The sequence below is a fragment of the Acinetobacter sp. 809848 genome, assembly GCF_000581275.1.
GTDB classification, from domain to species: domain Bacteria; phylum Pseudomonadota; class Gammaproteobacteria; order Pseudomonadales; family Moraxellaceae; genus Acinetobacter; species Acinetobacter pittii.
Genome location: NZ_JEXG01000050.1, coordinates 1 through 24,385 on the forward strand (window position 1 = coordinate 1; position 24,385 = coordinate 24,385).

At 37.3% G+C, this 24,385-nt stretch carries 27 protein-coding genes and 1 pseudogene; 17 read left to right on the plus strand and 11 right to left on the minus strand.

Annotation, left to right across the window (positions count from 1 at the left end; translation table 11 throughout):
* Nucleotides 1-13 precede the first annotated feature (13 nt).
* From J536_RS22220 to J536_RS22235, 4 genes are all read left to right on the plus strand, one after another.
* Nucleotides 14-1,210, plus strand: coding sequence for an HlyD family efflux transporter periplasmic adaptor subunit (locus J536_RS22220; RefSeq protein ID WP_017399974.1), 1,197 nt, complete (start codon nucleotides 14-16; stop codon nucleotides 1,208-1,210).
* 91 nt (nucleotides 1,211-1,301) lie between these two features.
* The gene (locus tag J536_RS22225) at nucleotides 1,302-1,901 is read left to right on the plus strand and encodes an IMPACT family protein (RefSeq protein WP_032038417.1); all 600 of its coding nucleotides are present in this window, start codon (nucleotides 1,302-1,304) and stop codon (nucleotides 1,899-1,901) included.
* The gene (locus J536_RS22230) at nucleotides 1,894-2,505 is read left to right on the plus strand and encodes a chloramphenicol acetyltransferase CAT (RefSeq protein WP_032007531.1); all 612 of its coding nucleotides are present in this window, start codon (nucleotides 1,894-1,896) and stop codon (nucleotides 2,503-2,505) included. The genes J536_RS22225 and J536_RS22230 overlap by 8 nt, the downstream gene beginning before the upstream one ends.
* Nucleotides 2,506-2,660: 155 nt before the next feature.
* Complete coding sequence (locus J536_RS22235; protein WP_002115820.1) at nucleotides 2,661-3,503, plus strand: universal stress protein; 843 nt, start codon at nucleotides 2,661-2,663, stop codon at nucleotides 3,501-3,503.
* Between the two features lie 116 nt (nucleotides 3,504-3,619).
* On the opposite strand, the gene J536_RS22240 is transcribed toward J536_RS22235, so the two are convergent.
* The 5 genes from J536_RS22240 to mutS form a co-directional block, all read right to left on the minus strand.
* Nucleotides 3,620-4,288: an O-methyltransferase gene (locus J536_RS22240; RefSeq protein WP_032063992.1), complete on the minus strand. Its 669-nt coding sequence runs from the start codon at nucleotides 4,286-4,288 to the stop codon at nucleotides 3,620-3,622.
* Between the two features lie 138 nt (nucleotides 4,289-4,426).
* Nucleotides 4,427-5,149 carry a D-Ala-D-Ala carboxypeptidase family metallohydrolase gene (locus tag J536_RS22245; protein WP_005802595.1) on the minus strand — a complete coding sequence of 241 codons (723 nt, stop codon included), beginning with the start codon at nucleotides 5,147-5,149 and terminating at the stop codon, nucleotides 4,427-4,429.
* Between the two features lie 130 nt (nucleotides 5,150-5,279).
* Complete coding sequence (gene fdxA, locus J536_RS0104815) at nucleotides 5,280-5,603, minus strand: ferredoxin FdxA (protein WP_002051033.1); 324 nt, start codon at nucleotides 5,601-5,603, stop codon at nucleotides 5,280-5,282.
* Nucleotides 5,604-5,947: 344 nt separating this feature from the next.
* Nucleotides 5,948-6,478, minus strand: coding sequence for a GNAT family N-acetyltransferase (locus J536_RS22250; RefSeq protein ID WP_032063994.1), 531 nt, complete (start codon nucleotides 6,476-6,478; stop codon nucleotides 5,948-5,950).
* A 61-nt stretch (nucleotides 6,479-6,539) separates the two neighbouring features.
* Entirely contained in the window at nucleotides 6,540-9,179 is a 2,640-nt protein-coding gene (gene mutS, locus J536_RS22255; protein WP_002115830.1) for a DNA mismatch repair protein MutS, read from the minus strand.
* Nucleotides 9,180-9,582: 403 nt separating this feature from the next.
* Between mutS and J536_RS22260 the strand changes: the two genes are divergently transcribed.
* Nucleotides 9,583-10,923: an aspartate aminotransferase family protein gene (locus J536_RS22260; protein WP_032063996.1), complete on the plus strand. Its 1,341-nt coding sequence runs from the start codon at nucleotides 9,583-9,585 to the stop codon at nucleotides 10,921-10,923.
* A gap of 147 nt (nucleotides 10,924-11,070) precedes the next feature.
* Here the strand turns inward: J536_RS22260 and J536_RS22265 are convergent, their stop codons facing one another.
* From J536_RS22265 to J536_RS22275, 3 genes are all read right to left on the minus strand, one after another.
* Nucleotides 11,071-12,105, minus strand: coding sequence for an AraC family transcriptional regulator (locus J536_RS22265; RefSeq protein ID WP_031944595.1), 1,035 nt, complete (start codon nucleotides 12,103-12,105; stop codon nucleotides 11,071-11,073).
* Between the two features lie 297 nt (nucleotides 12,106-12,402).
* On the minus strand, nucleotides 12,403-13,728 hold the full coding sequence (locus tag J536_RS22270; RefSeq protein WP_032063997.1) for a phosphoserine phosphatase: 1,326 nt from the start codon (nucleotides 13,726-13,728) through the stop codon (nucleotides 12,403-12,405).
* A gap of 73 nt (nucleotides 13,729-13,801) precedes the next feature.
* Nucleotides 13,802-14,803 (minus strand): phosphotransferase enzyme family protein, encoded by a 1,002-nt coding sequence (locus tag J536_RS22275; protein WP_032063998.1) that lies wholly within the window; start codon nucleotides 14,801-14,803, stop codon nucleotides 13,802-13,804.
* Between the two features lie 181 nt (nucleotides 14,804-14,984).
* Between J536_RS22275 and eat the strand changes: the two genes are divergently transcribed.
* The 3 genes and pseudogenes from eat to J536_RS26500 form a co-directional block, all read left to right on the plus strand.
* A complete protein-coding gene (gene eat / locus J536_RS22280; protein WP_032056555.1) occupies nucleotides 14,985-16,400 on the plus strand; it encodes an ethanolamine permease in 1,416 nt (471 codons plus the stop codon).
* Between the two features lie 158 nt (nucleotides 16,401-16,558).
* Nucleotides 16,559-17,185: a hypothetical protein gene (locus J536_RS22285; protein ID WP_032063999.1), complete on the plus strand. Its 627-nt coding sequence runs from the start codon at nucleotides 16,559-16,561 to the stop codon at nucleotides 17,183-17,185.
* Nucleotides 17,186-17,222: 37 nt separating this feature from the next.
* Nucleotides 17,223-17,321: pseudogene (locus tag J536_RS26500) on the plus strand (aminotransferase); the annotation flags it as partial.
* A 22-nt stretch (nucleotides 17,322-17,343) separates the two neighbouring features.
* Here the strand turns inward: J536_RS26500 and J536_RS26060 are convergent.
* The 3 genes from J536_RS26060 to J536_RS25515 all read right to left on the minus strand — a co-directional run bounded on the left by J536_RS26060 (nucleotide 17,344) and on the right by J536_RS25515 (nucleotide 18,359).
* Complete coding sequence (locus J536_RS26060; protein ID WP_024436173.1) at nucleotides 17,344-17,577, minus strand: hypothetical protein; 234 nt, start codon at nucleotides 17,575-17,577, stop codon at nucleotides 17,344-17,346.
* A 340-nt stretch (nucleotides 17,578-17,917) separates the two neighbouring features.
* Nucleotides 17,918-18,034 carry a hypothetical protein gene (locus J536_RS25775; RefSeq protein ID WP_014206272.1) on the minus strand — a complete coding sequence of 39 codons (117 nt, stop codon included), beginning with the start codon at nucleotides 18,032-18,034 and terminating at the stop codon, nucleotides 17,918-17,920.
* Between the two features lie 172 nt (nucleotides 18,035-18,206).
* Nucleotides 18,207-18,359 carry a hypothetical protein gene (locus J536_RS25515; RefSeq protein WP_081404189.1) on the minus strand — a complete coding sequence of 51 codons (153 nt, stop codon included), beginning with the start codon at nucleotides 18,357-18,359 and terminating at the stop codon, nucleotides 18,207-18,209.
* Between the two features lie 385 nt (nucleotides 18,360-18,744).
* Between J536_RS25515 and J536_RS22295 the strand changes: the two genes are divergently transcribed.
* The 9 genes from J536_RS22295 to J536_RS22330 form a co-directional block, all read left to right on the plus strand.
* Nucleotides 18,745-19,065 (plus strand): hypothetical protein, encoded by a 321-nt coding sequence (locus J536_RS22295; protein WP_032064001.1) that lies wholly within the window; start codon nucleotides 18,745-18,747, stop codon nucleotides 19,063-19,065.
* Nucleotides 19,066-19,296: 231 nt separating this feature from the next.
* On the plus strand, nucleotides 19,297-19,506 hold the full coding sequence (locus tag J536_RS22300; protein ID WP_014206275.1) for a cold-shock protein: 210 nt from the start codon (nucleotides 19,297-19,299) through the stop codon (nucleotides 19,504-19,506).
* Between the two features lie 220 nt (nucleotides 19,507-19,726).
* The gene (locus J536_RS25520; RefSeq protein WP_000076368.1) at nucleotides 19,727-19,873 is read left to right on the plus strand and encodes a hypothetical protein; all 147 of its coding nucleotides are present in this window, start codon (nucleotides 19,727-19,729) and stop codon (nucleotides 19,871-19,873) included.
* A gap of 96 nt (nucleotides 19,874-19,969) precedes the next feature.
* Complete coding sequence (locus J536_RS22305) at nucleotides 19,970-20,440, plus strand: hypothetical protein (protein ID WP_014206276.1); 471 nt, start codon at nucleotides 19,970-19,972, stop codon at nucleotides 20,438-20,440.
* Between the two features lie 148 nt (nucleotides 20,441-20,588).
* Entirely contained in the window at nucleotides 20,589-20,777 is a 189-nt protein-coding gene (locus tag J536_RS22310) for a hypothetical protein (protein WP_014206277.1), read from the plus strand.
* 648 nt (nucleotides 20,778-21,425) lie between these two features.
* The gene (locus J536_RS22315; protein WP_032064002.1) at nucleotides 21,426-21,977 is read left to right on the plus strand and encodes a TetR/AcrR family transcriptional regulator; all 552 of its coding nucleotides are present in this window, start codon (nucleotides 21,426-21,428) and stop codon (nucleotides 21,975-21,977) included.
* Between the two features lie 201 nt (nucleotides 21,978-22,178).
* Entirely contained in the window at nucleotides 22,179-22,649 is a 471-nt protein-coding gene (locus J536_RS22320) for a hypothetical protein (RefSeq protein ID WP_032064003.1), read from the plus strand.
* Nucleotides 22,650-22,964: 315 nt separating this feature from the next.
* Nucleotides 22,965-24,029, plus strand: coding sequence for a catalase family peroxidase (locus J536_RS22325; protein ID WP_032064004.1), 1,065 nt, complete (start codon nucleotides 22,965-22,967; stop codon nucleotides 24,027-24,029).
* A gap of 12 nt (nucleotides 24,030-24,041) precedes the next feature.
* Nucleotides 24,042-24,385, plus strand: a 344-nt coding sequence (locus J536_RS22330; RefSeq protein ID WP_032064006.1) for a cytochrome b, incomplete at its 3' end; no start/stop codon positions are given.

Below are 24,385 nucleotides of genomic sequence, written 5' to 3' on the forward strand. Positions count from 1 at the left end.
AAGGGGGTAATTCATGAGCGAACCACAACAAGAACAACAACTCACCCGTTCAATGAATGTCTCTTATAGCGAGCCACCCTTACCACGTGCCAGTCTAGTGATCTGGATTGTGGGCATTGGCTTGGTTATTTTCTTTATCTGGGCGTGGGTATTTAAACTTGAAGAAGTTTCTACTGGTACAGGTAAAGTCATTCCATCTTCTAAAGAACAGGTCATCCAGTCTTTAGAAGGCGGTATTTTAACCAAGCTGAATGTACAAGAAGGTGACATCGTTCAAAAGGGCGAAATTCTTGCACAGCTTGATCCAACCCGTTTTGCATCAAATGTCGGTGAATCAAAATCTTTACTGATCTCTGCTCAAGCGACAGCAGCGCGTTTACGTGCGGAAGTAAACGGTACACCTTTGGTTTTTCCTGAAATTGTGATGAAAGAACCAAAGTTAGTACAAGAAGAAACTGCATTATATCGTTCGCGCCGTGCTGATCTTGAACAAACGCTTGCAGGTTTAAGACAGGCTTTACAACTGGTGCAACAAGAACTGGCGATGACAGAGCCTTTGGTTGCTAAAGGTGCTGCAAGTGAGGTTGAGGTTTTACGTTTACGTCGTGAAGCAAATGATTTGCAAAACAAAATGAATGATGCGCAGAACCAGTACTATGTGAAAGCGCGTGAAGAGTTATCTAAAGCGAATACGGATAGCGAAACGCAACAACAAATTGTACTGGGTCGTAGTGACAGTTTAGACCGTGCAGTGTTCAGAGCACCGGTACGTGGTGTTGTCAAAGAAATTGCAGTCACTACCCGTGGTGGTGTTGTTCCACAAAACGGTAAACTGATGACTATTGTACCGATTGACGAACAACTGCTGATTGAAGCGCGTATTTTACCGCGTGACATTGCCTTTATTCGTCCGGGACAAGAAGCGCTGGTTAAAATTACTGCCTATGACTACTCAATTTATGGTGGTTTAAAAGGGAAGGTTACGGTTATTTCACCCGACACCATTCGTGATGAAGTGAAACAGGACCAATTCTATTATCGTGTTTATATCCGTACTGATTCCGATAAGCTTTACAATAAAGAAGGTAAAGCGTTTGGTATTACACCGGGTATGGTGGCAACAGTAGATATTCGTACTGGTCAAAAAACAGTTCTTGATTACTTACTTAAACCATTTAATAAAGCCAAAGAAGCGCTACGAGAAAGATAATAAAAAAGCCCCGAGATTCGGGGCTTTTTTATAGGTTTGATTCTATTAAATTCACGTTATAATTTGATTTTTATTGTGCTTTATCTTATTTATGGCTTTTACGATTGCATCACAGATTACATTTGAAGAAGAAATTAAAAAAAGTAGATTTCAGGCGATTGCTGCGCCAGTAGAAAATGAACAGCAGGTTAAAGAATTTTTAGAATACAACAAGGATATCTCGACCACTCACCAATGTTGGGCTTGGAAAATTGGGCATAACGTACGCTTTAACGATGATGGTGAACCGTCAGGAACAGCAGGGCGTCCAATCTTGGCGACTATTGAAGGGAATGACCTGACGAATATTATTGTGATGGTTAACCGCTGGTATGGCGGTATAAAACTTGGAACGGGCGGCCTTGTTAGAGCATACGGTGGCTGTGCTGGACAATGTTTATTATTGGCTGAACGTATTGAACTCATTGCAAAGAAGACGATTCACTTTTCTTGTCATTTTAATGAGTGGGCGATATTTCAATATGAACTGACTCAACAACAGATTGAATATCAGGAAACCTATACGGCAACAGGTGTAGATATCGAAGCGAGACTACAGATACATCAAATTGAACCGCTCGCCTTAAAACTCAGAGACGTAACACGTGGTCGTGAAGAATTAAAAATTGAAGAGGAATTAACTGATGACTGATTCCTTACTGAAATATCGTGAGCAACATAAGCACCGCTTAAACTATATGCCATGGTTATATTGGACTTTAAAACCTAAAAACCGTGCTTGGGCTGAAGAGTGGCAAAAGGAATATCAAGCTTATTTAATGGATATGGAAACAGTTGAGATTGGTGAAAATTGTTTTATTTCGCCGCTAGCACATATTTTTGCTGAACCAGGCCGCAAAATTATTATTGGGGATAATAGTTTTATTGCGGCTGATTGCACATTGCATGGACCGCTGGAAATCGGTAGTGAAGTCGCGATTAACCATCATTGTATTTTAGATGGGGGACGAACGGGCATAAAGTTGCATGATCAAGTCCGTATTGCCGCGTATTGCCATTTATATGCATTTGACCATGGGATGCAACTAGACCGTCCACTTTACCAACAGCCAGTTACGTCCAAAGGAATTGAAATTGAGCAAGACGTTTGGTTGGGTGCACATGTGGGGATCAAAGACGGTATTAAAATCGGTAAACATGCTGTGGTCGGGATGAATAGTATGGTGACTAAAGATGTTGAGCCGTACCATATTGTCGGTGGGAACCCCGCAAAATTTATTCGTTTAAGAGAATAATGCAGTCTCAAGAATGTAATAAAATGTTTGATCTTTAAACAAAAAAGTTGGTTTTTATACATAAACCTTAACATACCAATTTTTATCTATGTTAAGTTAAAGCTAAGTTTTAATAATAATCTCCAAGGCAATAGACCTGAAGAAGAGAGGCTAACATGAACCGTGTTATTGCGTGTATTGACTCATCACCGTGTATTAATGCTATTGCAGATGCAGCAGCATGGGTTGCTAAAGCAACCGGACGGGAACTTGTATTATTACAAATTCTGGACTATTACCCAGCCAGTTATCATCTTGGTGAAATTAGTGGGGTAATCGGCTTTGAAAGCAATGCAATGCTGCTAAAAGAGTTAGCTGAGCTAGAGCAAAAACAAAGTGAACTCGCGTTAGATTATAGTAATAATTTACTCCGCCATATTTCTGATCTTATTCAAGAAAAACACGGAATTACCAGTTCAAAAATTCAAGAAAAAGGTGATTTTTTAGAACAAAGTTTTAATCTCTTGCATGAAAATGATATCGTTATTTTAGGTCGAGTCGGGGAAAGAGCAGCCGAGAAACATAAACCAATTGGTAGCAATGTTGAAAACTTCATTCGTGGTGCAAATTGTACTGTGTTGACCATTGGTGAAAACTTTAAAGTGCCAACACGATTTATCTTTGCTTATGAATATTCGCCAACTTGTCAAAAAATGATGCGCCGTATTGCCCAAAGTGACTTATTGCGAACACTGCAATGTCATTTGGTGTATGTAGGTGATCATCCAGAAATATTAAATGAACCAGAGCATTATCTTAAACAAGCGGGTCTAGATGTAGTTACCGTTTACCGTTATGGCGATGTTGCACAAAATATTTTAGAGTACCAACAAGAACACGGTATTCAAATTATTGTGTTAGGGGCATTTAGTCATAGCAAAATTCACCAATTCTTCTTGGGAAGTATTGCGACAACCATATTCCGAAACGCGACTGTGCCATTACTTGTGGCTAAATGATGAGATTTGCATATAGTTATCCGCAAATCTTGTGGATAACTATATGGAAAAGCAACAGTAATAAAAGTAATTAATTGATTATAAATAATAAAATAAAAAAGATGATTTTTTAACCATTATTTCACAATTGCAATTGCGAAGCCATCATGACCTTTTGAGCCAACTGTTTGCAGAGCTGTACAAGACAAGATTTGCGGATGGTTTTCTAAGGCTTTAAACATTTCACGGATGCCTTCAATACTCGGTTTTTTATTGTCAGGATCTAAAATATCACCTGCGCGAATTACATTGTCGAGCACGATAATCGTACCTGATCTTGAGAACTTCAGACTCAATTCTAAATATTCAGGATAACCCTGTTTATCTGCATCAATGAAAATAAAATCAAAAGGCTCGATTGATTGAGGATCAATTGCAGAAAGGATATCTGCAGCACGGCCAGCTCGAAGATCAACTTTTACAGGAAGATTGGCATGATCGATATTTTTCTGTGCCATTTCTGCGTGAGTAGCACGGCCTTCTATGGTGAGTAAATAACCATCTTCAGGTAAGGCACGGCCTAACCAGATGGTACTATATGCAGCAAAGGTTCCGATTTCTAAAACTCGTTTGCATTTATTCATTTGAATAAGCATCTGCAAGAACATACCTTGGTTAGGTGCTACTGCAAGATGATTTGAAAAGCCGTGTTCGTCGGTATTCTTTAATGCATATTCGAGTCGCGGGTCTTCAGGAATTAAATGTGAATCGATATATTGGTCAATGTCTGTCCACATCTGCTGCATAATCAAATTTACCTATATGTTGATTGGGCTATTTTAAACGTTTATGCCTAGAGTGCAAAAATCTTCGGTTCAAGAAATTTTGGTTGATTGGGAAATGAACAATAAAAAAAACTCCTTTCAGTTGAAAGGAGTTTTTTATTAGAAATTACACATTGAACTGTTGCGGGTGAGGTCAGGTCCCCAAGTACGATAGCCTTGAGTATCGATATGAATTTGCCCAGAACTATATAGACCAATACCCATATTTAAGCTTTGACCATGCTGTGCCCAGAACTGACAAAGTTTAAACTTGGTATTTTCGATAAATGCATAATCTTGAGCTTGTGGGAACTCAGGACCAATACGGAAATCGATTGCCGAGTTAAATAAATGTTTAGATGAGCTTGCGCCACCTGCACATTCATTTAAAGGTAAATCTCGGTAAACCGAAGTCACTTCAAAGTCGGTAAGAACTTTTGCGGCAACTAAATATTTAAATACTCGTAGGGTAGATAAAGAATTTCCCCATAATTCGCGATTAGGTACAGCATATTCAGAGCGGCCACATTTTTGCCAATCACGTGCTGAACGTAATAACTCAAAGCTTGGCACAATGCCTGCAACGTTATTTCGGGTTAAGAATTTTTCGTATTCACGAACACGTTGGTAATTTTCACCAGAACTTAACCAACTTCGATAAGATGCAGGCTCAACTTTAGGGGGAATTGGGCGCTCGATAATAACGCGCTCTTGTGGAATAAAGATTCGTTTACCACTTGGAGAGGTTTTGCCTGTTGTTGTGTGTTGGGGAGAGCTGACACAACCTACCATAACCGCTGGGATTATGCATAAGGGCACCAGACTCTGCAAAAACTTCCGCATAAGAAAAATTAAGCACTTATAAATATTGCGGGTATTTTAATGCAAAACAGTGCACAAATTACGAGGAATTTGCAATGAAATGTTTGAATAGGGTATAAAAAAAGATCAGCGATTGCTGATCTTTTTGAAATTACTTTTCAAGATATTGTAATTTATCAGGTTTGCCGTTCCATTCTTCACGGTCAGCTGGCTGATCGCCAATTTGAGTAATGTTAGGCCATTTTTGAGAAAGTTCAGCATTTAATTCAATAAATACTTCTTGACCTTCAGGTAACTCATCTTCAGAGAAAATTGCATTTGCCGGGCACTCTGGTTCACATAATGCACAGTCAATACATTCATCCGGATTAATCACTAGGAAATTCGGACCTTCGTAAAAACAGTCTACAGGACAAACTTCTACGCAATCTTGGTATTTACATTTAATACAATTTTCAGTGACAACAAAGGTCATGGCGACAGCTACCTAAAAAATATGGTTTCATTTCGAATAGCTTATTTTAGGCAAAAAAGGGGTAAACAAACAATTGCTTTTATTGATATTCTTTATTCATGCATATGAAGATAAGTTAATACGTTGATAATCAAACATATCTTGTAAACCCAGCAGAGCGTAGTCTATAAAATTAAAATAATAATATATTTTATAAAACAATAACTTAAAAAATATTTTATTTAATTATTTAGATGTCATTTAAGTCAAGGTATCTATTTTAATAAATACCTTAACTTTTCATTTTTTGTTTTACAAATTTTGATTTACGGCTTTTTTGCTTAGAAAATCTTAAATTTTTAGAGCTAAAGCTTACATAGTAAATGAATATCTTCAGGTTCGAGCTGCCAAAGTTGTTGATCTGGAGCATTTAACGGTTGCGCGCCATGCTTCATATAGAAGTCTACAGTGCGTCGACTTGGGGTTGCTGAAATATACAGTTGGTCTGCACCGAGTTGCTTGGCTGACTCTTTTGCGGCTTGCATAAGCTTAGCGCCAATGCCTTGACCTTGTTGGTTTGCATCGACATAGAAATAGTGGAGTAATTTTGCTTGGGGGTAATCCGCTATAAGTTGATTTGAGACTACGCTTATACCAACGAGCTTTTCAGAAGCATCAAATGCACCGACAAATATTGAACCTTGTGCAAAGAGTTGTTTGAGTTTAGGTGGGTCATTTTCTAAATGATATGAATCCCAATTTTGTACATCAAAAAAACAATCAACCAATTCTAACTGTTGCTGTTTTTGTATGTAGTTTTGAGTGATTAATTCACGGCGGCTAATGTGCTGCCAAATAAGATCGATTTCTGAATTTTGTAAAGATCTTAAGATCATATAAATATTATTCTCCGATATGAATAAGCAGACCTAAGCCTGCTTATTCGGAATTACTTTATTAAGATTTGAGTGCAGCTTTTAACTCGTAGAGTTGTTCAAGTGCCTGACGAGGCGATAAGTTATCGACTTCAATTTGTTTAAGTAAATCTAGAGCAGGGGATGAAACTTCAATTTCGACAACTTTCTCTATGATTTGTGAACCAGAGTTTGCATCTGGTGGAGCAAACAAATCATTTTGAAAACTGGTTTGTAGATGTTGTTGCTGCTGTTTTTCTAAAATGCGTAAACGCTTCTGTGCTTCTTTAATAACATTGGCAGGAATACCCGCTAATTTTGCAACTTGTAAACCATGACTTTGACTTGCAGGGCCTTGTTGAACTTTATGCAATAAAATCAGATTGCCATTCAGTTCTTGCGCCGTGACATGATAGTTATCAATTCCTGCTTCACTACCAAGTTCGGTCAACTCAAAATAATGAGTCGCGAATAAACATAAACATTTTACGCGCTTGGTTAAATCGACCACACATGCCCATGCTAAAGATAAACCGTCATAGGTACTGGTTCCGCGGCCAACCTCATCCATTAATACCAACGACTGGTTGGTGGCATGATGCAGAATTTGCGAAGTTTCAGTCATCTCGACCATAAAGGTTGATTTGCCTGTAGATAAATCGTCGGCTGAACCAATACGTGTAAAAATTCGGTCAATTGGACCAAGTTTGACGGCTTTAGCCGGAACATAGCTACCGCAATAAGCAAGTAAACTGATTAATGCCGTTTGGCGCATGAAGGTTGATTTACCGCCCATGTTTGGACCGGTAATAATTGCCATGCGGTGCTGAGCATCAAGGAAAGTGTCATTTGGGGTAAATGGTGCTTTATTTAATGCTTCAACGACAGGATGACGACCTGCCTGAATTTTAATGCCCGTTTCCGGAGTAAATTCAGGGCGCGCCCAATTGTTTAAACGTGCTTGATGAGCAAAGTTTGCAATGACATCAATTTGAGCAATTGCTGAACTCATCATTTGTAGATGAGCGATATTTTCGCGAAGGTTTTCAAGCAAAGCTTCGAATAATGCTTTTTCACGTGACAGCGCACGTGACTCACTCGACAGGACTTTATCTTCAAAACTCTTTAGCTCAGGGGTAATGTAGCGTTCAGCATTCTTTAAAGTTTGACGACGGATATAGTCGGCTGGCGCTTGTTCTGCTTGAGCACGAGTCAGTTCAATGTAGTAACCACTTACACGGTTATAACCGATTTTAAGGGTATTAATGCCGGTACGTTCACGCTCTTTAATTTCTAGATCAATTAAGAATTGACCTGCATGATCACGAATTTGGCGTAATTCATCAAGCTCAGCATCATATCCTTCTGCAATTACATTGCCATCACGAAGTAATACCGGTGGGTTTTCAACAATAGCTGCCATTAAATGCTGATGAAGCGCTTTGAAGTCTCCAAGTTCTTCATCTAGTTGAACTAATAACTTAGATTTCTTCGCTTGAATGACTGGAGTTAACGCCGTTCTTAAAGCTGGAATTTGTGCACATGCATGACGAAGTTGCACCAAATCACGTGGTCGCGCACTGCCTAGTGCAACGCGGCTAAGCACACGTTCAATATCACCAATTTCTTTAAGCACTAAACGAACTGGGTTTTCGTGATATCCCTGAATGAGTTGCTCAATCGCATCTAAACGAGCATCAAGTAATGCAGTATCACGCACAGGTTGCATGAGTGTGCGGCTTAATAGACGGCCGCCCATTGCAGTTTGGCAATCATTTACTAGTTGGAATAATGATGTTCCGTGTTCAAATAATGGTTCGATAATTTCTAAGTTGCGACGTGTAATTGGGTCGAGCGCAATAAAGTCTGTACTTTGTTCAAGTTGGATTGAACGAATATGCGGTAATGCAGTTTTTTGGGTTTCTTTTGCATAGTGAATAAGTGCAGCGGCAGCAGCTTTGGCTAAAGGTAATGGGTCTAAACCAAAACCTGAAAGTGTTGATACTGTAAACTGATCACATAAGGTTTTTTGTGCATTATTTAGGTTGAAGTCTACATTTGGACGTTTAGTAACAGGGCAATCTAAATGCTTTTTAATTTGTTCGATAATATTGGTATCGACCAAGTCTTCATCAATCAAGATCTCACTTGGCATTAAACGCGCAAGTTCAATAGGCAATTGTTCTGGCTTGTAATCTTGTTGTTGAACTTTAAAAATGCCTGCACTCAAGTCAAGTAAAGCAAAACCAATCTGGTTTTGATGAATGCACAATGAAACGAGATTAGATGATTGATAACTGCTGAGTAATGCATCATCAGTTAATGTACCAGGGGTCAGAATACGAACAACTTTACGTTCAACAGGGCCTTTACCTGTTACTTCTCCAACTTGTTCGCAAATGGCGACAGTACGCCCAGCTTTAACAAGACGCGCCAAATAACCTTCTGCCGAGTGATAGGGAACACCCGCCATTGGAATAGGTCGGCCACTAGCTTTGCCACGATGGGTTAAGGTAATGCCTAAAAGCTTGGCTGCTAAATGAGCATCTTCAAAGAAGAGTTCATAAAAGTCACCCATACGGTAGAACAGCAACGCATGTTGATAGTCCGTTTTAACTTTGAGATATTGCTGCATCATAGGTGTGTGAGAAGATAAGTCAGCCATGATTTCAGCGCTATTCATGCGTATTAAACCCTTAAAAAATCAATAATATTTTACGTTTGGTCATCTAACCAATTTCAAGTCTTTTAAAAATGAATGTCATTCAAGAAAAGAACACAACTGGATGAACTTTGAAAATTGGCATCCATAGTATAAAGCGATTTGGAGTCACTCCAGATGTGTAATGGTAACAAATTTGAGTTATTGAAAAAAAGAGTAGTGAAACCCTGAAATATAAGACCAATAAGTTGACTTCAAATTGTGGCTTGAGTGGTCTGAGGTCAAGTTTTTTTAAAGATACTTAAGCAATATGGTTTGCGTAACTTCAAACAAATACTGAAATATGTCGAATCAGAGTATGAATTGCCTACGTCAGTCATTGTCTCGCGCAAAATTATGCTGAATATAAATAGAGGAGTCATTCATGGGTACGCGTTCAACCATTATGGATACCAATAGCTTTCGTCCAGAACATGCTGCTGAGCTGGACCATGCTACCCGAAAACTGACAGATAAAAGAAATAAAATTTTAGGTGAATCCTATCGCTTGTTTTATCGTAATCCCGTGCATCTGGTGAAGGGTCAGGGGCAATATTTATGGGATGCAGCAGGTCATCAATATCTGGATGTTTACAACAATGTTGCCAGCATTGGTCATTGTCATCCAGCGGTCATTGAAGCGGTAAATGAGCAAATGAAAATGCTCAATACCCATACCCGTTATTTACATGAAAATATTTTGGATTATACCGAAGAACTCTTACAAACCACTCCCGATGAAATTGACCGTGCCATGTATATGTGTACAGGTTCGGAAGCGAATGATTTAGCGATTCGTATTGCCCGCGAATATAGCGGCGGTACAGGAATTATTGTGTCTCAAGAAGCGTATCATGGGACCAGTAGCTTAACCTCAGGATGCTCTCCAGCACTGGGAACTGAACAACCTTTAGATGATACAACTCGCCTAGTTCCAGCACCTGATTATTATCGGATTCAAACTGATGATTTGGGCACATGGTTCGCACTGCAGATTCAACAGCAAATTGATGATATGAATGCAAAGGGCATCAAGTTTGCAGGTTTTTTGGCGGACTCCATATTTTCTTCTGACGGTGTGATGCCTAATCCTGTTGGGTTCTTACAAAAAGCGGTTGATGTCGTGCATGCCAATGGCGGTATCTTTATTGCTGATGAAGTACAACCGGGGTTCGCGCGCACTGGCGATTCTTTCTGGGGCTTTGGCCGTCACAACGTTGTTCCTGATGTAATTACCACAGGTAAACCAATGGGTAATGGTGTTCCAGTGTCAGGGCTTTTAGCCAAGAGTGAAGTCCTTGCTGCTTTTAGCGATAAAATTCCATATTTTAATACCTTTGGTGGTAATCCTGTTTCTATGGCAGCCGCTCAGGCTGTACTTAAAGTGATTCAGGAAGAAGAATTGCAAACCCATAGTAAATATGTGGGAGGGCTACTTCTAAAAGAACTCACTAAACTTATGGAAAAACATGAAGTGGTTGGTGATGTACGTGGCGCTGGTCTGTTTATAGGATTTGAATTGGTTAAAGATAGAGCCACAAAAGAACCAAATAAAGCATTGGCTTTGAATCTTATTGAAGAGCTCAGAAATACTCATCGAGTTTTAACCTCAGTTGCAGGTCCTTATGGCAACGTATTGAAACTGCGGCCACCTTTGGCTTTCCAAACAAAAGATATCGATTGGTTAGTCGGTGCTTTAGATCAAGCCTTAACAAAATTAAAGTAAGACCTTCTATAAAAAATACCCTTCAAGTTGGATGTTAAATCTAATTTGAGGGGTATTTTATTGTTCATATCTTATGTGTAGTTAGAAGTTATCTCGAATTACTTAAATAATAAAAGGCCTTTATTCAAGGCCTGTATTTGCAATGTTTTAGTGTCTTAATTGACGTGGTGTAACACCAAACCAGCGTTTAAATGCACGAGATAACGCACTTACTTCTGAATAACCTAATAAGAATGCCATTTCTGAAATTGGAATATTTTTCTGTTTAATATAATGCTCGGCCAACTCACAACGGACCTGATCGACTAAATGGGTAAAGGTCAGTCCTTCATTTTTTAAACGGCGGGTAAGGGTGCAACTCGTTAAACCAATATCATGAGCGATTTTTTCAAGGTTTGGTTCACCTTCACTGAGTTCAAGTTGGATGTGAGAGCGGACTTGATCTGCAAGACATTGACTTGGTGAAGCACGATTGAGTAGGTGCAATGTATCTAGAATCACTGTTAATAAAATAGAATCACGTCCCGGCATAGTATGCTGGACGTCTTTTTTTGAAATGATGATGGAGTTAAAAGGCTGATCAAAATAAACAGGTGCGTTAAATAATTTGCTGTGTTCTTGCCAGAATTCAGGTCGAGTATGTTCAAAGTGAATCGCGCGTGGTGAATAATGAGGGCCCATTACTTCACGGATCACATTCATAAACATGCCCATGGTGAGTTCTGCATCTTGGCGGCGAGTTAAAATCGCGCCGTGTTGAACCTGATAATCTATGCGCCAGCTATCTCCTAAATCGACCATTCGATTGAGGGTATCTTTCTGATGTAAATAAAAGTTATTGGTCATGTTCATGAGTGCAGACTCTAATGTGTTTGAACAAAGACCAATGTACCCAATAAGCCCTAAGGATTTCGGTTGAAACTGTTGACCATAATGCAAACCAAAATTATCACAACCTGAAACCAAGGCTGCCTGTTCTAACACCTTGCAATAATTGGGTAGTTGTAAGCTCAAAGTTGGGCTGATGAGAAGTTCAGGATTAATACCACTAATTCCTAAAACACGATCAACATCTGCACCTTTTTGATGAATAAACTCGCTTAATCCAGAGGCGGCTGCAGACAATACACCTTGATTACACATATTTGAATCGACAAGATGAGCTGGATTGAGATGTAACATGTCAAGTCTCATGATATTTATTCCTAACTATTATTATATTAAGCAAAAGCCATACCAGTTTTTGCTTACGTCCATGATTTTGTGTGGTTAAAAGTATTTGTAAAACAATTGTTTATGTGTTGGTGTTTTAAGTTTCAGGTTTGATTCTTTAAGAAGATATCTTTAGGTTGGGTAGCGAACTAAAAGAAGGCAGAAAATGCATTAGAGATAGGCAAAAAGGGCAGAACTAAAACAAGAAATTAGGCGGCTTCTCATGCATACAACATGTATTGTAGGCATGAGAAAATAAGTGAAATACTAATTTTTTGTAGTTTTTGCCGTTTGCGCACCATAACTTAAACTGGCCATTGAAGGTCTAAATTGACCTGTATTGGCATCGCGGCCCTGTAGTAAAAACTTAGTATTGGCTTGACCATAGCCCTGTACAGCCTGCTGAGAAAATTTTCCAATATCTGAACTTGGACTGCGCAATCGGTTGATAATTAGTACCTTCTGAGTCGCCGCAAAATCTTGCATCATATTTTGATCGCCCTCACTGTCACCCGCGATAAAAATTGGCCCATAACCATATTTAGAGACTAAAAAACGCTGGATGGTTGCGGTTTTGCCTTTACCTTGAGTTTGCGCATAGCCATGACGAAACTCGGATAAAATTCGATTTTGTGTATCTCGTTCTAACTCCATCGCGTAGGCATTTTTTTCATTAATGTTATAGCCAATCTCTGGATTAGAAATAATTTCCTTAATCACATCAATAAAAGATGCCGAACAGACATAGACATCAATGCCATTATCCTGAAAGGCCTTAAATAGATTTTGCATTTCACGGTATGGTCTTAAACCATTTTCCCAAGTGGTTTTCACAACGCCTGCTTGACCCGAAAGTGCAGCGGGAGAGGTCCATGTCACGGGTCCAATCGGTTGCTGCATTTGCCAAGCCACCGTTGCTTTCACCAAATTACGGACTTGTTGTTCGGTAAGCCCAGTAAATAAATAAGTGACCCACGGATATGCAACTTCATGATCAAACGTGTCTCCAATTGCCGCATATAGATATCTCATTTTAGTAATGAAATCGAGATAATGCGGATCTTGTTTAATTTGATCCAGACTTTGCTTACCTTTTAGACCGTTATAGTGGTGATAAAGCCATGTGTAGCTGGCAATAATATCTGGGGCAATTTTATCAATATTGACAGCTTGGCCTTGCTGGTTGTTGTAGGCTGCTTCAAAATTTTGTGAGCTAATTCCTTTGCGAATAATCTGATTAAGCTGCTCTGGCGTGACATTAAACGCTAAGTGTTCAAGTTGATAAATTAACGTTGCTTCTTCGATGTCTAAAAATACCGAAGTATTGTCAAAGTCAGTGACAATATATGGGCGTTTTTCAGGATTATAGTTTGGGCTATCTTTCCCATAACTAGCAATCAATTGATTAAGTTGGTCAAAGTTAAAAGCGTCCCATTGACCTTTTTGGATATATTCCTTTTTGGGAATAGTGACTGCGGGAGATGTACTTTGTATAGGGTTGTAATTACATGCGCTTAGAGCAATCATACTTGCCAGACTACTGGTGAGTAATAGTGCTTTGGCAACTTTGCTCAGTTGATGGGTAGCTTGCATAAACCCTTCCTTTAAATTCTATAAAACTTAAAAACAAAAAATGAAAATGAGGAAAAGTGATCTAAATCACTTTTCAAATTCCGACAGGCATTTGTCCGTTTAGATATTTTTTACAGAGACGCACAGTTTCATTGGACCATTGATCGCCAAGACTTTGAGCCATTTCTGTTTGTGCGTGAGAACCATTCCAAGCCATCATTTGAATGCGGCGTTGTATGATAAAAGTCGGGATCATTTCATATTCTTCGGATTGAATATGACCTACGCGCTCGTAGCCTTTTAACCAGTAATCAACCCAATGAGGTGCATTTGCATAATGTTCATTGAAGCTAATTGCAGCAGCGAGGTCATGCATAAACCAACTCATGCCGCAGTCATCAAAATCGATCACGCCGATACGTTCTTGTTGTAGTAATAGATTAGTTAAACGCAAATCGGCATGAATCAAGCCATAACGTTCTTGGGTTTTGCCAAAGAAATTTAAATCTTTCGAAATTTGTGCAATGGCTTCTTCAATCACGCCGTGATCTTGAGGTCTTAAATGAGGTGCATTTTTCCAGTTTCCCCAGTGTCCATCCGCACCGATCATGGTTTCATGATTCCACACAATACGTTGAAAGTTTTCAGGCGCTTGCCATGTCTTACTATGTACGTGCAACTTTGCGGTAATTTGCCCTAATTGCTCAAATGCAGTGGGGTCAACTTCAACAGTCGGCATATCGCCCTCAACCCAGTTGAAAAGGACTGCATAACGATAAATATCATTCGATAGTTTTAAAGTAATGACACGCTCACCTGATTGATCTGCAATCGCAACAGGAACTTGAATACCACTCGCATTTAAAGCATCTAACCATTCAAGCTCGCTTTGTATATCGAGTTTGCTGTGGTAGTTGGGACGGTGAATTCGAAGTGCATATCGGGTAGAGCCAGTTGAAATCTGAAAGGTTGCATTTTCAGACTGACACAGCAGTTTGACCTGTCCTTGATATTCCGAGGGATATTGCTTAATTGCTTGTTCTGCCAGTATTTGTAATTGAACTTGGCTTAAAAATTCATTTTGTTCTACAGACATAACCCAACTCCTCAATTTAATTTTTAAACACGTTCTGTGTTGAGATGCCGTCGATCTTATAAAAGAAAAAATGAATCAACTTGACTTCAAGTGGTCGGGGAGATGTTTTGCTGTCAAGTTTTATGAATATCTTTTGCGCAACTATTGGTGGTGTAAATTTAGTCGATAAGGCAATACGACAATGAAAGAGTCAGAATTAAGCGTAGATGTGGGTGCTCTACAACAGGACGCAGAGTATTTTGCAAAACGTCAGTTAAAAAAGGGGGCAGTAGGTTGGTTACTTTTAGTGGGGCTAGGTGTTTCTTATGTCATTTCGGGTGATTTTGCGGGTTGGAATTTTGGGCTGGCACAAGGCGGCTGGGGTGGGCTCTTTATTGCAACAGTCATCGTTGCGTTTATGTATCTCTGCATGAGCTTTGTGATGTCTGAGATGTCAACGATGTTACCTACAGCTGGCGGTGGCTATAGTTTTGCCCGCGTTGCATTTGGTCCTTTTGGAGGCTACCTCACAGGGACTGCGATTTTAATTGAATATGCAATTGCACCTGCTGCGATTGCCGTATTTATCGGTTCATATTGCGAATCACTCTTTGGAATTGGCGGCTGGGCTGTTTATCTAATTTGTTATTTAGTTTTTATGGGCATTCATCTCAAAGGCGCAGGTGAAGCACTTAAAATCATGTTTGGAATTACCGCCGTTGCTTGTATTGCACTGGTCGTATTCATTGTTGCGATGCTTCCACATTTTGACAGTGCGCGTTTATTTGATATTCCAGTCAGTTCTCATGCAGGTGCAAGTAGCTTTTTACCGTTTGGCTATATGGGAATATGGGCTGCAGTACCGTATGCCATCTGGTTTTTTCTTGCAGTTGAAGGGGTACCACTAGCAGCCGAAGAAGCAAAAGATCCAGTACGTTCATTGCCACGAGGTTTGATTGGTTCAATGTTAATATTGGCATCGTTTGCACTTTTAATCTTATTTTTAGGAGCAGGCGCTGCGGGTTCAAATGCTTTAAAAAATTCGGGAGCACCTTTAGTTGATGCACTCATTGCTGTGTATGGTCAGCACACATGGTTAGCAAGTTTTGTTAACTTTGTAGGTCTTGCTGGACTTGTCGCAAGTTTCTTCTCAATTATTTATGCCTATTCACGCCAGATTTTTGCATTGTCACGTGCGGGATATTTGCCAAAAAACTTATCGCTTACCAATGAAAATAAGGCGCCATATTGGGCCATTATCATTCCAGGCATTATTGGCTTTTTACTCTCTTTAACAGGTGAGGGTGATTTACTCATTTTAATGGCAGTATTCGGCGCAACAATTTCTTATGTGTTGATGATGCTTTCACATATCAAATTGCGTTTATCTCGTCCTGAATTACCACGTCCTTATAAAACGCCTGGTGGAATGTGGACGTCTTGTATTGCCTTGATTCTTGCTGCTGTTGCTGTAGTTGCAGGTTTAATGGTAAATCCAAAAGTTTGGTTATTGGCCGCGCTGATTTATGTCGGATTTATACTCTATTACTTGTTATATAGCCGTCATCATTTGGTGAAAGGTACGCCTGAGCAAGAGTTCGCCATGATTGATGACTGAGTTTGATTGCGATAAAAAAAGAGGCTTCGGCCTCTTTTTTAAGTTTTATACTTCTGTACAAAAGAATATAAAAACAGTAAGTAACACTTACTCAAGTATCATTTTAATCTGATTGATATTTATACAATATAGTTACCAGATCACAAGGATATGAACTCATGAAATTTCTAAAATTTCTAACTTTTAGCACCATTCTTACTTTATCCGCACATAGTTATGCGACAGTGGGCGGTGGACAAAAAATTGAAGTATTGGGCTATCAGCAAAAAGAGAAGAAACTTTATGTATTAAGACACTATGAAGATGGTCGAGGACGTTTACCACAACTATATTATTATCTATTAAATAGTAAATCGCCTGACAAACTTATTGAAGTTAAATCTCTCTATATCAATCCAAAAACACATAAGATTGATTATGATCAAGATAGTAGAGCATTTGATAAAGCTCTAAATAAAATTAAAAAGAATTTAACCCCATTAGTCGTAAGTAATAGTAAGACCGTAAAAATTCAAACATTAAAAACTCATCAGAATCAAGTATCGTCTTGGTTTGATCCTTCAGGAAAGATCACGCAATATAAAACAGAATATGTTGTAAAATCGCCGTCTTTACAAAGTAAGACCCATGTTGCGGTTCATTACACCAAAGCAATAAAAATTTCCCAAAATTATAGCGTGCCTAAACACAATAAGAGGTTGGTTGTCGTTAAATATCTGGGGGTTCCAGAAGAAACTGGTTACGATATTGAAGACCCTGTTTTACTACTTCCTGTGAAAAAATAAGTTTAAGAGCAAATTATTTTCTGGGTTCAAAGCGGCAGCAGTAGGGCATCACTATCTAGATGTTTACAACAATATTGCCGGAATTGGTCATTGTCATTTTGCGGTCATTGAAGCGGTAAATGAGCACAAGGAAATGTTCATTTGTTAGTTAGATTGATTCATTCAAGGTCGAGTTGGTCGTCATCTTTGGTGACTTTAATTTTTAACTTCTTATATTTCCGTTTATTGGGGTCAATTGCAGAATTTATAACTTCATCTGAAAAAGCTGAACATAACATCAATTTTGCATATGCTCGGTAACCTATCAAAATTCTACGTAGTGGGTAATCTGTTCTGGTGGAGTAATAGTCGATTCTGGAGTTCAATTCTTGTAGCAGAGTCTGCTGTGACATTAGAATAATTTCTGTAAGAGGTGTATGCAGCATATAGTGATTTATCTACTGTAAGAAGAATTATTTTGAAAATGTTATAAATTTTAGATAAATCAACATTTATATTACATATTAAAGTATTTTAGACACGTGAAATATATATTTATTCTCTTTAAATTTAAGGAGATATGCTGCAAACATAAATTTTTGATCATCCTGTAAAGATAATAGTAACAACTCTTTTTAAAGCCACAGTGCACTATGTGTTATAGTCAATTTCGATTAATTATTGGCATTAAAATGGATATCTGTATTGGCGGTATACTTGATGGGAAAAAAAGAAAAGACGATCAAAATCATTTCAGAGTAGATAGTCATTATTCTGATCATGGCTCTGAATATAATAAAGAGCATTTTCATCTACATGGGCAGCTTCATACATTTTGGATAAGTGAAGAGATTGATTTTTGTGATGCACAAAGAAGAGTTGAATTAATATTAAATAAAAGATTAGAACTTGTTTAAATTAAAAATAAATATATGTATTAGCGTTTTTTAGATTCACTGTGGGAAATGAATAAAACGTTTTAATTAATATGATGTTAAACAAAAGCTCTATTTAATATAGAGCTTTTGAGCTATCAATTATTTTATTCCTTTTTTTCTTCATTATTATTTTCTTTAGGATTATTTTCTTCTTCAGGCGATTGTACAGGTTTTTCAGTTTTATCCTCATTAGGTTGCACATTGGAATCATTTTGGTTTTGTGTGGTTTTTTTTGAAAATTCTTTGAAATCAGACATTTTAAACTTCTTAATAATAGTAAGGAAGCTTTATGGTAGGCCTTTAATTCGCTTACATTGCGGTGATTATGAGAACTCTATGTAGAGATATGTGCCTGAAAGTGCTTAATTCTCGACATAATGTTTCTTTGAATCAAATAGACTGTTGATATATAAGTGGAAGAAAATTTTAATCAAATACAAGAGTTAACATATAGCTAGAGAGCTATTGTTTTCAATGGTTTTTTGATAATTATAATTTATTTAAATATATTATTTTAATTTCTTAATTGGAGGAAATATTTTTAATTAAAGTGGGGGATTCGATCTGTAAATATATTTATACAACATAAAGATACAGTTTTACATGCATACTCAATCAAATTAATTAAAAAATGAGGGAAATATGGATGATGAAATGAAAAAATATTTTGATGTGGCTGAAAGTGTTTACAAAAATATTCACTTTAACAATCAGTCATCTAAGGATTTAATTGACTGTCTAAATAGACTGTTAATTGAAATTAAAAAAGAAGCAGCTATAAACAATTTACAATTAAAATATCCTGTTATTGATTTTGAAAGTTGTTTAAATAGGCCAATGAAAGAGCGTATTGTTAAAATTGATTTAAGCCTTCTCCCTAATTTTGATAATGAACATGAATTTATTCTTTGGTTGGCGGGTTTTGTGAAAAGTATTTCTGTATCTAGGAGTTATTATTTTTAAATAACGGTACGAAAATAAATATTTTTTAAATGTGTTGTATAAATATTTATTTGGCGTATACTGGATTTAACTAGAAAAAAAGACTTATTAGTAAATCCTCTTTTAGTATCGTAGTTTTATTCATAATCCTTCGTTTTTTTAAGATCTTAAACTCAATTCGTTATTATTTTTTTCAAAGTTTAATGAGTCATGAAATGTGGCTTTATATTATTAAAAATCAAAGGATATATTATGTCTAATACAGCAATCGGTACAGTGAAATGGTTTAATGAAACTAAAGGTTTTGGTTTTATTCAACAAGATACAGGCCCAGACGTTTTTGCACATTTTAAAGAAATCAGTAGTTCAGGGTTTAAAACCTTATATGAAGGTCAACGTGTTAGTTTTAATATAGCTCAAGGACAAAAAGGTCTTACAGCTACTAATATTATTGCCCAATAATATTTTAAAAATAAAAAAAGCATCTTAGGTGCTTTTTTTTATTTTTAGTATATTAATCACCAAGATAATTTTAAATAATTTAAAAAATATAAATTATTATGATAATAAACAACAGTATCACATTCAGATACACTTGAGTTGTATCTATATACAGTTAAAAGGACTATGTTAACTAAGTGTTAGATAATCATCTGCACACCATTAAATAGGAGAGACTCTAATGTCTCAAGACCAAGTTCAAAGCGATCAAGACAAATCAAAAGAGCAACAACAGCAACAGCAAGATGGTAAAGAGTTTGAACCAAAAACTCCTGATCAGAATGATGTAGAAAAAGTAAATCAAAATGAGAAAGAAGAGAAAAAATAATAATATAATAAATTTATTTTTTCTTAAATGATGGATTGGTGGAAAGAATAACTATTCTTTTTGCCAGTTTATAAAATTAAGAGGAATATTTTGAATATGTCTTTTATTATAATAATTTTTATTTTCTTTGTTTTTGCTTATATTTTATTTAAAGTTTTTTCTAAAGTTAGTCTGGAACTTCCTGAAAGTACCCTAAAAATAGCTGGTAAAATATTTACAGAGAACAAAAACTTTTTTGAACATGAAATTATTGTAACTTTATACCAAGAAGAGCTGATAACTTTAGTCGGTAACCAAAATGGTGATAGAACTAAGGTTTTTAAAAATGCTGTAATATGCCTAGAAAAAGAAACAGATAAAATCGCAGTCTATATAGATACTTTAAGAGTTGGATATCTTAATAAAATAAATGCTTCAAGTTTTGTTAATTTTTTAAAAATAAAAGGTTTTAGTGATAAGGATGCTTTTGAGGTTGATGCAGTTATAATAAGTGAAAAATTAAGCAAATGGAGCGTGAAGCTAGATATACCTTATGATATGGAAAAGTTTAGGTTTGATAAATACTAAATTCCTAATAACCATTTAATTGATATTACTATAAGATATATTTTGGAACACTTTTTTAGTATTTAAAATAGAAAAAGAGATCATAATAATTATATCAATAATAAGAAGGTCAAAAGAGATGGAACTTAGAGCCGTAAAAATGCATAAAATGTTTAGAGATTTTCACGAAGAAAAGGAACGTGGCTATATAGGGGAATATGATGAAAAACATAACCTTGTAGCAATATATAATACGTTTAAAGAAAAAATGCAGAAAATAGAAGGAACTTATCAATGGGTTTTACCTTCATCGGGTGAGGTATTTTTTGTTGAGGAAGATCCGTTATATAGTCGTTAGTGAATTCCGACCTCTAATTTAAGTAACTAAAACACCTCTTTATAAACCCCAATTTAACAATAACTTATTCATTATTTAGCCTTACTTTTTTAATGATCTATTTTAAAACAAATGTCATTTTGTGTGCTTGACTGCAATAGGGTTGAGCACTATCCTTTGCCTGCTGGCCACATTGCCAGTCGGTTTTAGCAGACCGAGATGAAAGATCGCATCAGAGTTATTCCGTCTGAGGGATACTCTTATGTGTAAACTCCTCGTTCCCTCCCGTAGCGGTAGGACGGGAGAGGGACACCTTCGGGTGTGCTGGTTATATCTTTCACCAGTCTGCTAACCCTCTTTCGTTCTGCCACCATAAATTTAATGTCTGGCAGAACTCCCAATAAAAAGGAGTTGGCTTTGCACATCCATTATTTCTTGGCGGCCCTTGCCATAAGCTATTACGACACAGCTTAAACGTTTAAAGCAGTTTGATCGCCCTAAGGTTTTCAAGCTTTAAATCGTCACGACCAAAAAACTTACTCAACAATAAACTTGAGATGTGCCAAGCACAGTCTTTATAGGCTTTGCTGTGCCTTTTTTTTCTCCCAGAAAGGGCACAGGTTTTTTATCTCATTTATATACAACAAGAATTTTTATAACGGTAAAACTATGCCAAAGTTAGTTCTCTCAACACGTGCTATTCAAGTTATTAATACGTCGATTGATTTATTTCATCATCACGGCTTTCATACGGTTGGGGTCGACAGAATTGTGAAAGAGTCAAAAATTACTAAAGCGACCTTTTATAACTTTTTTCATTCAAAAGAGCGGTTTATTGAAATTTGTCTGATCGTACAAAAAGAACGTCTAAAAGAAAAAGTGGTTTCAATTGTTGAGTACGACCAAGGCTTAAGCGTGAAGGAAAAACTTAAGAAACTTTATTTCTTACATACCGATTTAGAGGGACTGTACTATTTATTGTTTAAAGCCATGTTTGAAATAAAACTGACCCATCCAAAAGCCTATCAAACCGCGTTGAGATATAGAACGTGGCTCATTAATGAAATCTATAGCCAGCTTAGAGCAATCAAGAAAGATGCGACTTTTCAGGACGCCAAGCTATTTTTATATATGATTGAGGGTGCAATTATTCAGCTTTTAAGTTCAGATGGGGGAATCGATCGGGAAAAGGTGATAGATTTTTATATAATTTATGTCTAACAGAGACGAATTAATCTTTATTTTTTGTGATCTATTCATCATTAATTTTTATCCCTGCGGACGGTTTGGGGCAATAGATTGCAAAAGTTTTATATTAATTACTTAATAACCAAAATCCCTTACATTTTGTAATGATTAATTCATCATAATTCCTTAAAAGGCAAAAGATATAAGAATGCCTATAATAAAAGGGAAATAGGGATGACAAAATTTATAGCTATCGCAGAAAAGGTTTACGAAGAATTCGAGAAAAAAAATTTATTTTCTGAAAGCACTATTGAGCAGCTCAATAACTTAGTGAGTGCGATAAGAAAAGAGCTCAAGGGTTCTTCATGTAAACTAAAAAGTAATTACTTTGATTTCGAAGCGTGTTTAAACAAACCGCCCGATCAGTGCTTAGTTAAGTTAGATATCAGTTTAATGCCCAAATATAAAAATAAGCTTGAATACATTATGTGGTTAGCCAGCTTTATAGAAAGAATTACAGTTGGAGGCAGACCTAAGCTTCCACCACTCACTAGCTTGGTTCCTGCTGAATATCAAGCCAGACAAGAAGTTAAAGTTGATTTAGAAGAAGAAAAAAGAAAGTCAGAAGAAAGTGCCAATATGATTAGAAGCTATTTTGATTCTGACGATTATAAAAAAAATGAAAAAAGTTTGGCAATTTCATAAGATGAAGCGCTAAATTTTATTTACAAATGGAAATCTCAAGCAGCTGTTTATGAGAACAGTTGCTTGTTTATGTTAAAAATCTAAAAATGATTATCAGCCGTAAAAGATGATTAGGACCCGTAAGTGGGTGCGTACCTTATATGACCCAGAAATAAATATTATATTAGGGCTTATCGCCATATAGGATCCAGAACTTTCGAGATTTTATTTACTCAGCTAATTTTGAATTTGGTTCCATCAATGTAAGTAATACTCTTTTTACATGACCAAACTCTTTTTTAGGGATGCAGCCATACAATTTACACAGGATGAAGAATGAATAATTTGAATTTTAAAACTCTAAAGAAGTATTGGCTGCGATTCGTGGGTATTGCTGTAATCGCGGGCTCTTTAGTATTGGCATTTGCTTGGGTCGCTGGTCTATTTGGACATCGCACCACAAGCAAAACTTTTTTGGGAGACTCATTAAATAACTTTGATCCCGGATATCGACGTGCACACGGTAAGGGTATTTGTTTTGATGGCACTTACCACAGTAATGGTGCGGCAGCGGCACTCTCTAAAGCCACTGTATTTGCCAAGTCTGATATACCTGCGATTGGCCGTTTTTCTATTGGAAGTGGTAACCCGCATGCGGCAGATAATTCGACAGCAACAGTAAGTATGGCTTTATTACTTTCCGCAGCTGATCATTCACAATGGCGCATGAAATTAAACAACTTTCCCTATTTCCCTACACGAAATGCTGAAGGTTTTTTGGCACAGCAAAAAGCATTTAAACCAGTTCCAGCTACTGGCAAACCTGATCCAGCCCTAGTTGAGGCTTTCTTAAAAGAATATCCAGAAGCACGTAAGTCTATTGAGCAAAAGGCGAAGATGCCATTAACCGGTAGTTTCAGCGGTGCAGAATTTTATGTCGTAAATGCTTTTATATTGCGGGCTGCCAATGGACAAGAACAGCCAGTCCGTTGGTCTATGCGTCCTCATGCAAAATTTATTAGCCTGACGAAAGAACAACGTGATCAAGCTGGCCATGATTTTTTATTTAAAGACATCAAAAAACGTTTAGCTGAAGGGCCGCTCTATTGGGATTTAGTTTTGCAACTTGCCGAGCCGGGAGACCCAGTGAATGACCCATCTCAACCTTGGCCAAAAGAACGTAAAGAAGTGATAGCAGGAACATTGGAAGTCAAAAATGTAACTGAACAGGTAAATGGCGTTTGCCGTGATATCAACTTTGACCCAACACTAGTTCCACCCGGAATTGAGTTATCAGATGATCCGGTACTCGCCGCACGAGCAAGCATCTATTCACAATCTTACAATGCTCGCTTACGTGAAATTGGATTTGGCAAAGCAACGGATGCCGTGGGCAAATAGGAGAGATCAGCCATGCAAAATAAATCTAACAATAATGCTCCACGTCATTTTAATTTGACTGCTCGAATACTACATTGGCTTATGGCAGTAGCGATTTTGGCCATGCTATTTATTGGTGTGGGAATGACAACCTCAATCACTTGGCGTCCGTGGTTAATCGATATCCATCGTCCTTTAGGAATCGCAATCTTATTATTGGTCATCATTAGATTAATAAATCGACTCTATTTTCCAATTCCCCCTTTGCCGCCGACTGTACCGCGCTGGCAGGCGTTTATGGCCCATGCATCACATTGGCTGCTTTATATTTTGATGTTTAGTTTGCCATTGCTCGGATGGGCAACGCTATCGGCAGG

Bases quoted from the DNA above. Each gene is read 5' to 3' on its own strand.
- J536_RS22220 (WP_017399974.1), top strand. From the start codon at position 14: ATGAGCGAACCACAACAAGAACAACAACTCACCCGTTCAATGAATGTC.
- J536_RS22225 (WP_032038417.1), top strand. From the start codon at position 1,302: ATGGCTTTTACGATTGCATCACAGATTACATTTGAAGAAGAAATTAAA.
- J536_RS22230 (WP_032007531.1), top strand. From the start codon at position 1,894: ATGACTGATTCCTTACTGAAATATCGTGAGCAACATAAGCACCGCTTA.
- J536_RS22235 (WP_002115820.1), top strand. From the start codon at position 2,661: ATGAACCGTGTTATTGCGTGTATTGACTCATCACCGTGTATTAATGCT.
- J536_RS22240 (WP_032063992.1), bottom strand. From the start codon at position 4,288: ATGCAGCAGATGTGGACAGACATTGACCAATATATCGATTCACATTTA.
- J536_RS22245 (WP_005802595.1), bottom strand. From the start codon at position 5,149: ATGCGGAAGTTTTTGCAGAGTCTGGTGCCCTTATGCATAATCCCAGCG.
- fdxA (WP_002051033.1), bottom strand. From the start codon at position 5,603: ATGACCTTTGTTGTCACTGAAAATTGTATTAAATGTAAATACCAAGAT.
- J536_RS22250 (WP_032063994.1), bottom strand. From the start codon at position 6,478: ATGATCTTAAGATCTTTACAAAATTCAGAAATCGATCTTATTTGGCAG.
- mutS (WP_002115830.1), bottom strand. From the start codon at position 9,179: ATGAATAGCGCTGAAATCATGGCTGACTTATCTTCTCACACACCTATG.
- J536_RS22260 (WP_032063996.1), top strand. From the start codon at position 9,583: ATGGGTACGCGTTCAACCATTATGGATACCAATAGCTTTCGTCCAGAA.
- J536_RS22265 (WP_031944595.1), bottom strand. From the start codon at position 12,105: ATGTTACATCTCAATCCAGCTCATCTTGTCGATTCAAATATGTGTAAT.
- J536_RS22270 (WP_032063997.1), bottom strand. From the start codon at position 13,728: ATGCAAGCTACCCATCAACTGAGCAAAGTTGCCAAAGCACTATTACTC.
- J536_RS22275 (WP_032063998.1), bottom strand. From the start codon at position 14,803: ATGTCTGTAGAACAAAATGAATTTTTAAGCCAAGTTCAATTACAAATA.
- eat (WP_032056555.1), top strand. From the start codon at position 14,985: ATGAAAGAGTCAGAATTAAGCGTAGATGTGGGTGCTCTACAACAGGAC.
- J536_RS22285 (WP_032063999.1), top strand. From the start codon at position 16,559: ATGAAATTTCTAAAATTTCTAACTTTTAGCACCATTCTTACTTTATCC.
- J536_RS26060 (WP_024436173.1), bottom strand. From the start codon at position 17,577: ATGTCACAGCAGACTCTGCTACAAGAATTGAACTCCAGAATCGACTAT.
- J536_RS25515 (WP_081404189.1), bottom strand. From the start codon at position 18,359: ATGTCTGATTTCAAAGAATTTTCAAAAAAAACCACACAAAACCAAAAT.
- J536_RS22295 (WP_032064001.1), top strand. From the start codon at position 18,745: ATGGATGATGAAATGAAAAAATATTTTGATGTGGCTGAAAGTGTTTAC.
- J536_RS22300 (WP_014206275.1), top strand. From the start codon at position 19,297: ATGTCTAATACAGCAATCGGTACAGTGAAATGGTTTAATGAAACTAAA.
- J536_RS25520 (WP_000076368.1), top strand. From the start codon at position 19,727: ATGTCTCAAGACCAAGTTCAAAGCGATCAAGACAAATCAAAAGAGCAA.
- J536_RS22305 (WP_014206276.1), top strand. From the start codon at position 19,970: ATGTCTTTTATTATAATAATTTTTATTTTCTTTGTTTTTGCTTATATT.
- J536_RS22310 (WP_014206277.1), top strand. From the start codon at position 20,589: ATGTTTAGAGATTTTCACGAAGAAAAGGAACGTGGCTATATAGGGGAA.
- J536_RS22315 (WP_032064002.1), top strand. From the start codon at position 21,426: ATGCCAAAGTTAGTTCTCTCAACACGTGCTATTCAAGTTATTAATACG.
- J536_RS22320 (WP_032064003.1), top strand. From the start codon at position 22,179: ATGACAAAATTTATAGCTATCGCAGAAAAGGTTTACGAAGAATTCGAG.
- J536_RS22325 (WP_032064004.1), top strand. From the start codon at position 22,965: ATGAATAATTTGAATTTTAAAACTCTAAAGAAGTATTGGCTGCGATTC.